This window comes from Streptomyces sp. B21-083 (assembly GCF_036898825.1).
Classification (GTDB): Bacteria; Actinomycetota; Actinomycetes; order Streptomycetales; family Streptomycetaceae; genus Streptomyces.
Genome location: NZ_JARUND010000001.1, coordinates 1,981,041 through 1,994,314, shown reverse-complemented (window position 1 = coordinate 1,994,314; position 13,274 = coordinate 1,981,041). Strand labels below are relative to the sequence as shown.

General features: G+C 70.8%; 12 protein-coding genes. 4 read left to right on the top strand and 8 right to left on the bottom strand.

Going from position 1 to position 13,274, the window contains the following annotated elements; translation table 11 throughout:
• The first annotated feature begins 36 nt into the window (after positions 1-36).
• From QA861_RS08725 to QA861_RS08710, 4 genes are all read left to right on the top strand, one after another.
• A complete protein-coding gene (locus QA861_RS08725; protein ID WP_334587640.1) occupies positions 37-1,203 on the top strand; it encodes a YihY/virulence factor BrkB family protein in 1,167 nt (388 codons plus the stop codon).
• Between the two features lie 152 nt (positions 1,204-1,355).
• The gene (locus QA861_RS08720) at positions 1,356-1,883 is read left to right on the top strand and encodes a DinB family protein (protein ID WP_443041461.1); all 528 of its coding nucleotides are present in this window, start codon (positions 1,356-1,358) and stop codon (positions 1,881-1,883) included.
• Between the two features lie 92 nt (positions 1,884-1,975).
• Positions 1,976-2,332, top strand: a complete 357-nt coding sequence (locus tag QA861_RS08715; RefSeq protein ID WP_334587638.1) for a hypothetical protein — start codon at positions 1,976-1,978, stop codon at positions 2,330-2,332.
• A gap of 541 nt (positions 2,333-2,873) precedes the next feature.
• Entirely contained in the window at positions 2,874-3,569 is a 696-nt protein-coding gene (locus QA861_RS08710) for a helix-turn-helix domain-containing protein (RefSeq protein WP_334587637.1), read from the top strand.
• On the opposite strand, the gene QA861_RS08705 is transcribed toward QA861_RS08710, so the two are convergent.
• From QA861_RS08705 to QA861_RS08670, 8 genes are all read right to left on the bottom strand, one after another.
• Complete coding sequence (locus QA861_RS08705; RefSeq protein ID WP_334587636.1) at positions 3,546-4,007, bottom strand: VOC family protein; 462 nt, start codon at positions 4,005-4,007, stop codon at positions 3,546-3,548. The genes QA861_RS08710 and QA861_RS08705 overlap by 24 nt on opposite strands.
• Positions 4,008-4,265: 258 nt before the next feature.
• Positions 4,266-4,856: a hypothetical protein gene (locus tag QA861_RS08700; protein WP_334587634.1), complete on the bottom strand. Its 591-nt coding sequence runs from the start codon at positions 4,854-4,856 to the stop codon at positions 4,266-4,268.
• A 224-nt stretch (positions 4,857-5,080) separates the two neighbouring features.
• Positions 5,081-6,082, bottom strand: coding sequence for a hypothetical protein (locus QA861_RS08695; protein ID WP_334587633.1), 1,002 nt, complete (start codon positions 6,080-6,082; stop codon positions 5,081-5,083).
• Positions 6,083-6,170: 88 nt separating this feature from the next.
• Positions 6,171-7,451, bottom strand: coding sequence for a TRAP transporter large permease (locus tag QA861_RS08690; RefSeq protein ID WP_334587632.1), 1,281 nt, complete (start codon positions 7,449-7,451; stop codon positions 6,171-6,173).
• A 3-nt stretch (positions 7,452-7,454) separates the two neighbouring features.
• Positions 7,455-8,069, bottom strand: a complete 615-nt coding sequence (locus QA861_RS08685) for a hypothetical protein (RefSeq protein ID WP_334587631.1) — start codon at positions 8,067-8,069, stop codon at positions 7,455-7,457.
• Complete coding sequence (locus tag QA861_RS08680) at positions 8,066-10,195, bottom strand: hydantoinase/oxoprolinase family protein (RefSeq protein ID WP_334587630.1); 2,130 nt, start codon at positions 10,193-10,195, stop codon at positions 8,066-8,068. Before QA861_RS08680 ends, QA861_RS08685 begins: the two co-directional genes overlap by 4 nt.
• Positions 10,196-10,281: 86 nt before the next feature.
• Positions 10,282-11,880 carry an FAD-dependent oxidoreductase gene (locus QA861_RS08675; RefSeq protein WP_334587629.1) on the bottom strand — a complete coding sequence of 533 codons (1,599 nt, stop codon included), beginning with the start codon at positions 11,878-11,880 and terminating at the stop codon, positions 10,282-10,284.
• Positions 11,881-11,953: 73 nt separating this feature from the next.
• Positions 11,954-13,102: a LacI family DNA-binding transcriptional regulator gene (locus QA861_RS08670; RefSeq protein ID WP_443041460.1), complete on the bottom strand. Its 1,149-nt coding sequence runs from the start codon at positions 13,100-13,102 to the stop codon at positions 11,954-11,956.
• Positions 13,103-13,274 lie beyond the last annotated feature (172 nt).

Here is a 13,274-nt window from a genome sequence, read left to right as displayed (position 1 = left end):
GTGAGAGGGGTGGCGCCCGCCCGATACCGTTAGGGTGTGCAGGCAGCAAGTGAACTTCCCGAGAGCCCCAGCGGCCGACTCCACCGCGCGCGCGCCCTCTACCGGAACGTGTCCAAGCGCAGGACCGCGTGGCTGTTGCTGAAGGACACCGTCAACTCGTGCGTCGAGTACCGGATCCTGGGTCTGGCGGCGGAAGCGGCGTTCTTCACGCTGCTGTCCGTGCCGCCCCTGCTGCTGAGCCTCATCGGGCTGCTCGGCTACGTCGACGACTGGACCGGCACCGACACCATCACCAGCCTGGAGACCAACCTCCTGGAGGCGTCCCGCACGGTCCTTTCAGACAAGGGCGTCGCCGAGATCGCCCGGCCGATCCTGAACGACGTGATGAAGGGCGGCCGGCCCGACGTCATCTCCATAGGGTTCCTGTTCGCCCTCTGGTCCGGCTCGCGCGCGGTGAACGTCTTCATCGACACCATCACCGTCATGTACGGCCTCGACGGCGTCCGAGGCATCGTCAAGACCCGGCTCGTCGCCTTCGTGCTGTTCGTCGTGGCGCTGCTGATCGGCTCGGTCGCCCTGCCGCTGATGGTGGCGGGCCCGGACGCCGTGCTGAACGTCCTGCCGTGGTCGGAGACGCTCGTCCAGGTCCTGTACTGGCCTGTCGTCATCCTGCTGTCCATCGCGTTCCTCACGACGCTGTTCCACGTATCCGTCCCGGTGCGCTCACCGTGGATCGAGGACGTCCCGGGCGCGCTGATGGCCCTCGCGATGTGGGTCTTCGGCAGCTTCCTGCTGCGTATCTACCTGACCAAGACGATCGAGGGCGCCACGATCTACGGTTCGCTCGCCGCGGCCGTCGCCGTCCTGCTGTGGGTCGGGGTGTCCGCGTTCGCGGTGCTTGTCGGGGCCGCCGTCAACGCGGCGATCGACCGCGTCTGGCCGGCCGCCGCCACCGCCGCCGCCCGCGCGGCCAACGAACGGATCCGTGAGGAGGAGGCCGCCGAGTACATCGCCCGGATGGCCGTCGTCCACTCCCACGAGCACCATGACGACGCCGACGACGACCCCGACGACTGCGACATGCCCTCCGAGTTCCCGGAACGCTGGTCGCGCTTCCTGCCCCCGGAGGACGTGACGTCCCGGCTGCGGACCCACGCGAAGACCAGCCCCAAGACGGAAGAGGGCCCGCCGCCCGAGAAGTGACGGACACCGGGCCGCTGCCGCTGCCCGAGTCCGGAAGGCCCCGGCGCCGACGCCGTCTCTGCGGCGCGCGCGGTTGCGTCGGCCTCCCGTCAACTGTGTTCCCCGGATGTCAGGGAACGCCCAGCATCGCCGCACGAATTGAGGGATCCTCGATGGCCGTGACCGAAAGCATGAGCGAAATGGCTCCAGACAGCGAAGTCAGAGCGCTTCTCAGGGCCTTGGACGGGCAGAGGCGCCACGTCCTCGGCATTCTCGATGAACTCGACGCGGAGGCTCTGCGACGCCCCGTACTGCCATCCGGATGGCACTGCCTGGGGCTGGTCCAGCACCTCACACTGGACGTCGAGCGGTTCTGGTTCCGTGCGGTCGTCGGCGGGGATGAGGAGGTCATTCATGGCCTGACGAGCGGCGACGAAGCTTGGAACGTGGCCTCGGAAGTACCGGCCAGTGACGTGCTCGACCGATACCGGCAGGAGGCAGAGCTCGCCGACGCCGTCATCACCACCACCCCTGTTGACGCCGCCCTGGCCTGGTGGCCCCACGACCTGTTCGGTGAACCGCACCTGCACACCCTGCGCGACGTCCTGCTGCACGTCATCACCGAGACGGCGTGCCACGCCGGCCACCTCGATGCGGCACGAGAGCTCATCGACGGCCGCCGCTGGCTGGTCCTGACCTAGATTCCGGATGCTGGTCCAGTGACGAGAGACCCCGCGATCCGCTGGCTGGTGACGTCTTGTCCCGTGCCGCCCTCAGCGGCACCATGGTGGGCATGACCACGCCGGAAGTGCCGCCCCCGGGCCTCAGCTGGGTGAAGGCCGACAGGGCCGCCGCTCTCTGGACGGTCAGACGGAAGTATGTGCCGCAGGTGGCCTCCGCCCACGGGGTGGGGACCAAAGAGCTGCGGGGTTACGGAACCTTGGGCGCGACCACCTACACGGTGTACTCCTACGCGGAGGTCCAGCGGGTGGTGGCGGCACTTGAGTCCGGCGAGGTGGTCCTCGACCCGTTCTGGCGGGCGGACACCGAGGAGGGAGCCAGGGGCGCCCGGCGCGACGCGCTGACCACCTGCGGCTGCGTGGTGCTGATGCTCGCGGTGGTCATCGCCATCGCCCTGCTGTCGAGCTGAACCCGGACGCAGGGCGCACTCCAGGGGTCCAGGCCGCGACGGTGCCGATGGGCCTTCACCGGTCACGCTTGCGGTCATGACGAATCCCAACGGGGCGAGCTGAGCCGCCCGTCCACTGTCCGCTGACCGTGTCGACGCTGTCCGTCCGGCTGACCTTCGACGGACACACACCCCGAGCATCACGCGCCGGCTCTGGCCACTGCCCTGGGGGCGCACACGCATCTTGTTGGCCTCTGGGAACGCCTCGGCACCACCCGGCCGAGCTCCGCGAACGCCTGCTCCTGATCGACTACGGTGTACGGCGCGACGTCGGGATCAGCTCGTTCGCGGCCGACGAGCACGGGCACGAGCACGGCGGTGTAGCGGCGTCCACGGCGGTCGCGGGGGTCGGACAAGGTACTCAGTCGGGCTGCCAAGTCGGACAGGTCACGCTGTCGACGCGAGGGCGCCTTCGCGATGGCGGCGGTGGACGGCGAGCCCGGGCTCCACGCCCCGGCCGGCCCTGCGGGCCGTCACCGCTGGGCGGCGTAGCCTTTTGCGTGTGTACGAGGAACGGGCCTCCCGGCTGCCGGGCGCGATGGTGTGGTCGAACGCCCCGGCCCGGTCCGGCGTTGTGCGGCCCGTTCTGCCCGACGGCTGTATGGACCTGCTGTGGAGCGAGGGCCGGCTGTTGGTCGCGGGGCCCGACACCCGCCCGTACGTTCCCGAAGGCGCCCCCGCGCACTGGGTGGGCGTCCGCTTCCACCCCGGCACGGCGCCGGCGCTGCTGGGCGTGCCCGCGTACGAACTCCGGGACCGGCGAGTTGGGTTGACCCACCTGTGGGGAGCCGTCGAGGTGGGACGCCTGAGGGTACGCGTCGACGCGGCGCCCGATCCGGCGACGGCACTCGAAGAGCTGGCTCTGCGCAGGGCGGCTCGGACACCCCCGCCCGACCCGCTGCTGACCGGTTTGGTCGAGGCCCTGCGGGCGGGCCGCCCGGTGGGACGTACGGCCGACGAACTGGGCCTGAGCACCCGGCAGTTGCACCGCCGTTCCCTGACCGCCTTCGGCTACGGCCCCAAGACGCTGGCCCGTATCCTCCGCCTCCAGCGGGCACTGGCGCTGGCCCGGAAGGGAGTCCCCTACGCTGAGACGGCGACTCTCGCGGGGTACGCCGACCAGGCCCACCTCGCCCGGGATGTGCGGGAGTTGACGGGAATGCCGCTCCGGAGGCTACTCGGCGGCGGGGGCAGCTGAGGGGGCGGCTGAGGGCAGTGGTGCGAACAGGTCGACGCCGTTGCCGTCGGGGTCGAGCACACACGCGTACCGCTGTCCCCAAACGGCGTCCCAGGGTTTCAGCTCGCTCCGGTATCCCGCGCCCACCAACTCCTCGTGAAGGGAGTCCACTTCGGCGGCCGAGCCACACAGCATCGCCAGCCCGATCCGGCCGCCGCCGCTCGGGGGTCGCCACCCGGGGTGGAGGGAGCGGACGGTCTCCTCGGTGTCGAGCAACAGACGTAGCCCGCCCGGGAGTTCGGCCTCGACATGCGGCTGCTTCTCGGCCCCCTCGGGGAAGTCGAGCCCCAGCCGGCGGTAGAACGCGACGGAGGCGGCGAGGTCGGCGGTGACGATGCCGACGGCGTCGAACCGGGGGGTGGGGCGCGGCGCCGGGTGAGGTGTCGGGTGTGAGGTCATACGGCCACGTTAGGCGCTGCGCCGATGCCCGGTCTTGAAGGAAACGGACGCGCCCGCTCCCCGCAGGGTGTCCTGCTTCTGCCGCCCCCCACGGTTGCCCAGCTTGAGGAGCCGGGCTCGACGATCCGAAGAGGTCGCCGGTCGGGCGACCCCTTCGAACCGGGGCAGGCGGCGCGCGTCGTCACCCGGTCGGCGACCCGCCCGGTGGGCCGGCGCCTCGCGCGGCCCGGCCCACCGTGACTCCCCGTGCGGTGTGGATCAGTGGTCGTCGGTGATGGTGGTCGCGATGCCGTTGCTGATGACGACCTTGGCGCTGACGCCCGCCTTGGCGGCCTTCTCCAGCTGGGCCTCGGTGCACTCGACGCCGCCCTCGCCGCCCGGTCCGGTGTTCACGGCCTCACAGATGTCGTCGTAGCCGATGATCTTGGTGTCTTCGGCGACGAGGAACTCCTGCTCGGTGCCCTTCGAGTCGGAGACGGTGTACTTGCCCGGCGCCAGGTAGGAGACATTGCCGAACCAGGTGCCGTTGACACCCTTGCCCTTGTTGATGCCCTCGATGGCGGTGTCGCGGGTGTCGGAGCCTGAGCCCTGAGCGGGGCTGGAGTCGGTGTCGGAGACGGGAGCGGGGGTGGCGTCGGTGTCGGAGCCGGGGCTGGAGTCGGAGCCGGGAGTGGAACTGGGATCGGAGCCGACGCTCGTCGAGGACTGGGAGGCCGACGGCTTGTCCGATGCGCTGTTGTCGGACGAGCCGGACGAGCTGTTGTCGGTGCCGTTCTGGCACGCCGTCATCAGCAGCCCGGCGGTGATCGCGGCGGTGGCGAAAACGGCCTTGCGCAGGTGGCGGTTCATCAGGGGTGGTTCCTTCCAAGGGGGAAGGGAAGACCGGCGGCGTTTCCGCCGGCTTCCGGATCTTGCGTCGGGTAAGAGGAGCCATGGGGCTCCGGGGTCACGTCCGTCTGTCCTTCGGGACACCGCTGTCGCACAACCGTGAAACAGCGACACATCTGCTGCGGACGGCAGTTCGTCGACGTGCCGCCTCGCGGCACGTCGTCATCGGGGAGTCGGCGCGCCGGTCAGCCCCGGGCCACGGCGATGGATCCCGAGAGCCGCTCTCCGGCCTCGTAGATCATGTACGGGACGCCGCCGTCGGTGCCGAAGGAAGGCGCCGCTGCGCGCCCGTCCTCGGGGGACGCGCTGCGGGAGTTGTAGAAGACACCGAGATGGGTGCGCTTGCTGAAGTCGTTGCCGACCTCGGTGATCATGATGTCGCCGCCGCTCGACTTGTCCTTGTTGTAGACGACGTAGGTGCTGTTGTCGCGGTGGAGAAGGTGCGCGCCGCCGACGTTGACGGCGTCGACATCGCCGTGCCGGATCAGCGGCTCCTGGTCGAAGGTCCAGGTGCGGGCGTCGGCGGACCAACCCCAGTGGATGTCACGGTGGTTGGTGGTGTTGTTGGTCATGAAGACCATCACGTAGCGAGCGCCTCGCGAGGGCAGGTCGTGGCGGAAGACCCGGGCGTACGACGTCTCCGTGGTGCCTGCCGGCAGCATCGACGTCGACAGCACGACCTTGTCGTACGTGAAGTGGATCCCGTCGGACGAGCGGGCCAGGCGGGTTGTGGTGTTCTCCCCGTGGAAGTACAGCCACAACTCCTTGGCGTCCGCGTTCCACAGTACGTGGGGCGACGAGACATGGCTGACGGAGTAGTGCGGTGACCACTTGTTGGAGACGATCGGGTTCGACGGGTACTCCGTGAACGGACCCTCCAGCGAGTCGCCGTAGGCCAGGCAGATGCCACCGGGCGCGTCGTGCGGCGCGTAGTAGAGGTAGTACCGCCCGAGAGGGTCGCTCAGCTTGTCGTAGACGCCCCTGATGCAGGGAAAGATGATCTCGCCGGTGGGGTTGTACTTGAGCTGAGACGCCGTCAGCAGCGTTCGCTGGTATGTGTAGTTGGGGAATCCGCCGGGTGCGGCGGTCGCGGGCTGCGCTCCCACGGCCGTCCCGACGGTGAGAGCGGCTCCGGTGGCGGCGCCGGCACGCAGGAAGAGGCGCCGGTCGAGGTGATGCTCGTGCATGGGGGACTCCATTGACAGCGAATCTGTCGGGTCATGAGGTGTCTGTCGGGTGAGAGGGTGTCGATCGGGTTCGGAGGTGTCCGTCGGGTCAGAGGTGAGCGGCCGCCGTGACGCACAGGCCGCCGAGGGCGACCGCCCAGACGTACGGCAGGGTGCGCACCATGACCTGTTGTGGAGTGACGCCCGCGTACTGGGCGCTCCACACGGTCTGAGTGCTGGTGGGGTCGGCGACGCCGAAGACCTGGTTGTACGAGGTGGCCATGCCGAGGACGACGGCCGCCGGATAGATGCCGGTGGCGATGAGGACGCCCGCGATGCCCGCGCCCAGGCCGAAAACGTTGAGGGGGCCGCGGTAGAGGCACAGCGGGACGAGGAGGGTGAAGACGAAAACGAACACCACGGGGTTCTGCGGACTGACGGCCCTGACGAGCGGTTCGAGCGCGTCCACGGCACCAGGCAGCTTCACGGCGGTGAGCAGGACGCCGATGGCGACGAACAGGACGAGCGGCGGAGCGGCGACCTCGAAGCCGCCGTAAAGCGTGCGCAGCAGCCGCTTGTTCATCTCCCGGGGCCGGGTCGTGGTGACCAGCGTGTACAAGACGCCCGCCAACAGCGAGGGGACGACGGCCAGTTCGAAGCCCAGAGCCAGGACGAGCGGGACCGCCGGGGCGAGCAGCGCGTACCAGGGCGCGTCGCCCAACTCCTCGCGACGTGAACGAGGCCGCGGGTCGACGGACTTGAGCGACCAGGCGTGCTCGGTGCCCCGCCGGCGCGTCTCGACGAGGACGAACACGAGGGCGGCGACCAGCGCGAAGGGGAACAGCTTCACCATGAAGTCGCGCACGGTCGGGACCGGCAGCTCCAGTGCGGTGGAGAAGAACTGCCACAACGGCAGCTCGAAGGGCACGCCCACGGCGATACCCATCAGCACCGTGCCCGCCGCCGTCACCTTGGGTACGCCGACGGCGATCATCGCGGGGATGCCGATGATGCCGGCGAGCATCGCGGCGGGTGCCGAGCTGGTCACCGTACCTACGAGCGCGGACACGGCGAGGACGCCGAGGGCGACCACGGTCGGGCGGTCACCGCCGAACTCGACGATCTTGCGGACGAGTGTGCCCGCGATACCGGTCTCGTCGAGCAGTCTGCCCAGCCAGGAGCCCAGAATGATCGCGATCATGGTGGCGGCCAGGGTCGGCGCGCCCTCCTGGAGAACCGTGTCCAGCACGCTGTTCTCGCCGGTGAGCGGTGCCCCGGCGAGGAACGCGATGACGACGGCGAGCAGCACCAGCGCGAAGGCGGTGGGGAGCCTGCGGGTGAGCATCAGGCCGACGCCGGCGGCCATGACGAGGAGGATGACGACGCCCATGGGTCAGTTCTCTCTTCTCTCTCTGCCGGGCCGGGTGAGCGCGTCACGCAGCGCGGCGGTGAGGAGCAGGGGGCTGCGGCCGAGCCCGCAGACGGTTCTGGCGTAGGCATGGGCGGCGACCTCTTCGGCACCGGCGACATGGCCGTACACGCGGTGACGTCCGAGGCGCAGCACGGTGTGCCCGAGTGCCTGTTTGAGCGCGGCCTTCTCCGGGCCGTGGTGGAGGTGGGCATGTGCGGCCTCGTGCGCGAGCGCGGCGGCGCGCACCGAGCCCGGCGGGTACCAGGCCCGCCAGCCACGCGCGTCGACCAACTCCTCGGCGAGGGCGAGCGTGTCGGTGTAGAGCTCGACCGTCGGGGGCCGTGACGTGTAGCGGGCGAGGAGCATCCGCTGCACGCCGTCGTCCCGCTCGACCACACGCGCGGTGGACGGCACGGGGACGAGGCGGGACCCGAACTCGTCGGCGTCAAGGGCCCATTGGCGCAGCAGCTCGCGGTCACGGCCCTCGTGGGTGGGCGTGGCGGCCAGCAGTCGGACAGCCCATTCGATGTCGCCGACGGAGGCTGGGTCCGTCAACTCGCTGTCTTTATGGACGAGTTCGTTCGATGTGGCCGTCATGAGCGCGCCTCCAGGACCGCGACCACCGGCTCGTCGGCCGCGCGGGTCCGCAACTCGCTGTGGGCGAGGGCGAGCAGAGGCTGCGGATCGAGGACGCCGGACAGGTCGGCGATGCGGGAGCCGAGCAGCAACCGCAGGGCGGGAGCGCGTACCCCGCCGTCGCCGTACGAGGTGGACTCGCCCACCAGCCGGGCGAGCACCTCGGGGGCGCTGGCCACGGTGGTGGTCTCCACGCGGGCGTCGGCGGCGTGATGGCGTACGACGCCGTCCATGTCGACGATCCGTACGGGCCGACGGGTCGGCCGTAGCCGGTGGCGCGTCTCGGTGCCGTAGACGGTGTGGGCGGCGGTGCCCGCCAGGACGTGGACCACGGCGGGGTCGGCCTTGAGACTGGCCGCCGCGGCACGCAGGCGCTCGGTGTCGTCGGCGCGGTGGGCCCGGTCCTGGGCGCGCAGTTCGGTGGCGCCCGTCGCGACCGCCCGCACGGTGTTGGTCTGCGGGTCGACGGTTATCTCGACCTCGACGCCCTCGGCGGCGGCGCCCTGGGCGACGACCGCGCGCTCCGCCTCGGCGCGGACGGCGAGGATCTGCTCCTGCGTGGCGCCGGGCACGATCCGGTCCACCTGTTCCCGTACGAGGGCGAGGGCGACGCCGATGGGGCTGATGACCTCGTTGTGGCGGGCGATCCGGCCCTCCATGCCGCTGGCGCGGGCCAGGTGCGGGGTGACGGACGCGGCACCGCCCCCTCCGCCGACGAGGACGGCCGCGTCCTTGTCGAGGCGGTAGTCGCGGATCAGGGCGTCCAACACCGTCCTCACCTGGGCGACGCCCGCGTCGAGGATCCGGGTGGCGGCGATCGCGACGTCGGTGCCGAGCACGGCGGCCAGCGGCGCTATCGCGGCGCGCGCGGTCTCCGGGTCGCAGTGGGCGAAGTCGCCCTCGGGGACGCGGCCGAGGGCATTGGCGGCGCACGTCATGGTGACGGCGAACCGGCCCTCCGTCGTGTCGAGGACGGCGTAGTCGGCGGGGTCGCCGTCCAGGGGCCGGACGGTGTCCACGGTGGCGTCGCGCAGTTGCTCGGGGGAGGCGAAGCAGGCGTACGGCAGCCCCGCGATGTGGGCGCTGCGCGGACCGACTCCCGTCACCCGGCCGTCGCCGATCCGCACCATGGAGCCACCGCCGACGCCGACGGTGCGTACGTCGAGGGCGTTCAGGTACGAGGTCTTCCCGAGGACGGTGGCGTGCCGGACGGCGACCTTGCCGCTCCGTACGACGCTGATGTCGGTCGACGTGCCCCCGGTCTCCAGGAACACGCCCTCGCTCACCCGTTCCCCCATCAGTGCGCCCGCGACTCCGGCGGCCGGTCCCGACAGCACCGTCAGCAGCGGCCGGCGGCGCATCTCGTCCAGGGTCATCACACCGCCGTCGCAGCGCATCACCATCAGGGGCGCGGTCACGCCCGCCCTGGTGATGGAGGCGTCGACGAGGTCGGCGGTGGCCAGCATGCGGGGCAGGATCGCCGCGTTGACCACGGCGGTGCGGGTGCGCTTGTGCAGCCCGTACAACGAGGTGATCTCGTGCGCGGCGGTCATCGGCAGTCCGTACGGCCCTGCCGCGTCCAGGGCGGCCCTCTCGCCCTCGGGGCGGTCGACACTGAACGGCTGGCTGGCGACAAGGACTTGGACGCCCTGCTCCTGCAACTGCTCGACAACGCGGCGGACTTCGGCCGCGTCGTGCGGGTCGGAGACATGGGCGTAGACCAGCGGAAGCCTTTTGCCGGGGGTGAGTTCGAGTTTGGCGAACGAGGCGAGGCGGCGGGTGAACACCGCCGAGGGGCCGGACCCGATGCCGATCAGGCCGACCGTCGCCACGTCGCCCTCCAGAAGGGCGTTGGTGGCCTGTGTCGTGCCGTGCGCCAGGAAGGTGACGTCGGCGGGGGCGCGACCGGTCTGTTCCAGGAGTCGGCCGAGCGCCTCGACGATGCCGTGTGCGACGCCGTCCTCGTGACGGTGGCTGGTCGGGACCTTGACCTGCCCCAGGAGTTCGAGGGTCGTGGCGTCCACGGCCACGGCGTCGGTGAAGGTTCCGCCCACGTCGATACCGACGCGGATGCGGGGTCTGGCCATTGTCCGAGCACCTCCTTCTACTGGGTCTACTGGATCTACTGGATCGGTTCGTGTGCGAGCCCAACTCCCCTGCGCGCAGAATTCGTTCAGTAGCCGCGAACGTCCGGCCAGTGGCGCTGGACACCCTCACGGTCGAGCAGCCGCGCGAACTCCCCGAACCGCTTGTCGTCGGACTGCACCTGGTGCGGCTCGACGTCCTCGGCCACACAGTGCGCGGCCAGTGCCCCGGCGACCTCGCCGACGTTCCACTCCACCGGGTGGAGCCGGTAGCAGCCGTTGGTGATGTGGGTGGTGCCGATGTTCTTGCCGGCGGGCAGCAGGTTGCGGACCCGACGCGGCACGAGCGCGCCGAGCGGGATCTCGAACGGCACGGACCCGATGTCGACGTAGTTGTCCCCGCCGGTCGAGGGATGCAGGTCGATGCGGTACCCGCCCACGCCGACGGAGTCCCGGTGCCGGGTGCCGCCGTACGGCCCGACGATGTCGATCGCCACGTCGTGCTCGGTGACCGTGGTGACGGCCTTGATACGGCGTGACTCGCGGACGTACGCCGCCTTGGCCAGGCCGTCCGCCGTACCGGTCACGTCCGGGCGGATTCTGAGGCCGGGGAAGCCGGTGCCGCCGTTCGCGCGAGGTGCCTCGGTCTGTAGCCAGTACAGCAGCGACAGCGACAACTGCCGTGCCCCGTGCAGGGCTTCGGCCTCCTGGCCGATGTACGGCGTGAGCCAGTAGTCGTTGAGCGGCCAGTTGACGAGGGTGATGTCGGAGTCGAAGGCGCCCGGCGCGTGCAGCTTGCGGGCCAGGATGCGGCGGAAACCCCACAGTTCCTTGTCACCGGCGTCGGCACTCTGGTCGGCGGAGACACCGAGCGGGTCGTGCTCGGGGTTCGGTACGAAGGTTCGCGGCACCGGCTCCAGCGTGCGCGGGTCGGGCGCCTCGAAGCCGAGCAGCGGACCGGGCCAGAACGAGGGCCGGTAGCCGCGCCAGAAGTCGAAGTCGGCCGGGCGGTCGGTGGTGTGGTCCTCGCCCTCGTGGTGGGAGAGCGCGAAGCAGACCGTGATGCCCTGCTGGTTGAGGGGCTGGGCCGTGTCCGGGGCGTGCGGCTCGTCGAACTCGGCCCGTGACTCCGCCCCGTTCGCGTGCTCGACGCCCGCGAGGTGGAGGAGTTCGCCCGTCTCGGTGGCGTCCAGGACATAGCGCGCGGTGAGGGTGCGACGCGTTCCGTCGCGCAGGTCCTCCAGGGTCACCGCCCGGAGGACATCGCTGTCGGACTCGGCGGAGACCGGCCGGTGCTCGGTGAGTACCGTCAGCCGGCCCGCCGCCCGGTGGGGCGCGAGCATGCCCTCCAGGACGGCGAGGGCGACCCGCGGCTCGTGGCAGAGCTTGCTGACGCGGCCCGCTCCCGGGTTGAGGTCGGTGAGCGCCAGTGCCTCGGCCCGCAGCGGATACCAGTGGCGGTAGTACCGCCGGATCTCCTCACGCAGCCGCCGGTACGAGGCGGTGGTACCGAACTGCTCCACCCACGGATGCTCGTCGGGCGGTACGGCCTGGCTGGTGAGCTGGCCGCCGACCCAGTCCGTCTCCTCGGTGAGCACGACGCTGCGTCCCGCGCGGCAGGCGGCGAGTGCGGCGGCCACACCACCGAGACCGCCGCCCACGACGAGTATGTCCGCTTCGGATATCACGCTTCTCCTGGCTGCTGGCTGCTGGCTGCTTGTTCGGGCTAGTGGGCTGGGACGGGGGCGAAACGGAACGTGCTCAAGGCCGGGCGGGCGGCGGGGGCCCGGTCGTCGGGCCCGGCCGGAAGGCACAGCTGACGAGCGTCTCCCGCGCGTCGTCGTCCGCTCCCTCTCCCTCTCCCTCTCCCTCGCCCTCGTCCTTTCCCGCTCCCGCGACGAGCGCGGCCAGCAGTCGTACCGCTGCGGCGCCCAACTGGGGCCGGGGTATGTCGAATCCGGTGGGTACGGGCTCGCTCGCCAGATCGGCGGGCGGGCTGCCGAGCAGGGCCAGAGACACGTCCGCGGGACACTCGAGGCCCGCCGCGCGTACGGCGGAGAGCAGGCCTCGCCAGGCAGCCCCGGTGTCGGTCTCCTCCGCGACGAAGGCCGTCACGCCGTCATCGGTCCAGACGCGCAGCCGTTCGGGTGTGAGGTCCCGCTGCGGATCGGCGGACCGGAAGACGGTTGCCGGCCCGGCGGGCAGCCCAACTGCCTCCAGCCCCTCCAGGAAACCGCGCTGACGGTCCGCCGAGGCGGGCGCGTCATCGTCCTCCCGGACGAGGACGATCCGCCGATGCCCCAACTCAGCCAGATGGCCCACGACTTCACGGGTGGCCGCGACATAGTCCGCGCCCACCCAGGCCACGCCCTCCAAGGCCTCGCGGCGCCCCAGGTGTACGACCGGGAACCCGTCCTCGACCAGCCGCTTGAGCTCGGCCCGGGGTGTGTGCCGGCCCATGAAGAGACACCCGTCGGCGAGCCGGACCCGGCTCAGGGCGTCGGGCACCGCGGCCCCCGCACCGCCGGTGCTCGACCCGGTGAACAGGACGAGGTCGTAGCCGAGCGCCGCCGCCTCGCACTCCACGCCGACCAGGAAGGGGTAGTACGAGTGCTGCACATCGGTGGGGAACGTGGCGGTGAAACTGAAGACGCCGAGCAGGTTGTTGCGGACGGCGGCCAGCCGTCGGGCAGCCGGGTCGGGCACATAGCCCAGGCTCCGGGCCGCCTCCAGGACCCGTTGGCGGGTCTCCTCGGAGATGATGCGCCCCTTGCCGTCGGGCTTCGGAGAGAGCACCAGGGACACGGTCGCCTGGGACACCCCCGCCAGCCGGGCCACCTCGGCCTGCCGCGGCCGTGCCGTACGCACTGCCGGCGCGGGCGTACGTCCGGGCCGCTTCCTGCGTTCCACCGTGGCTGCCCTCCCGGCCGCGTCCGTTAATGCGTATTACCTAATGCGCATTAACGGAACTGTACCTCCTTGTCGAGCCGGTCAAGACCGCCGAAAACCGGGAACGCGGTGAGCAGGCGCGGATACATCGATGCGGTACCCGGGCTGCCGTCGGCATCAGGCCCGCACGCGA

What these genes read in the sequence shown, in the direction of transcription:
- QA861_RS08720 (WP_443041461.1), top strand. Translation starts at nt 1,356, where the DNA reads ATGGCCGTGACCGAAAGCATGAGCGAAATGGCTCCAGACAGCGAAGTC.
- QA861_RS08715 (WP_334587638.1), top strand. Translation starts at nt 1,976, where the DNA reads ATGACCACGCCGGAAGTGCCGCCCCCGGGCCTCAGCTGGGTGAAGGCC.
- QA861_RS08705 (WP_334587636.1), bottom strand. Translation starts at nt 4,007, where the DNA reads ATGACCTCACACCCGACACCTCACCCGGCGCCGCGCCCCACCCCCCGG.
- QA861_RS08700 (WP_334587634.1), bottom strand. Translation starts at nt 4,856, where the DNA reads ATGAACCGCCACCTGCGCAAGGCCGTTTTCGCCACCGCCGCGATCACC.
- QA861_RS08695 (WP_334587633.1), bottom strand. Translation starts at nt 6,082, where the DNA reads ATGCACGAGCATCACCTCGACCGGCGCCTCTTCCTGCGTGCCGGCGCC.
- QA861_RS08690 (WP_334587632.1), bottom strand. Translation starts at nt 7,451, where the DNA reads ATGGGCGTCGTCATCCTCCTCGTCATGGCCGCCGGCGTCGGCCTGATG.
- QA861_RS08685 (WP_334587631.1), bottom strand. Translation starts at nt 8,069, where the DNA reads ATGACGGCCACATCGAACGAACTCGTCCATAAAGACAGCGAGTTGACG.
- QA861_RS08680 (WP_334587630.1), bottom strand. Translation starts at nt 10,195, where the DNA reads ATGGCCAGACCCCGCATCCGCGTCGGTATCGACGTGGGCGGAACCTTC.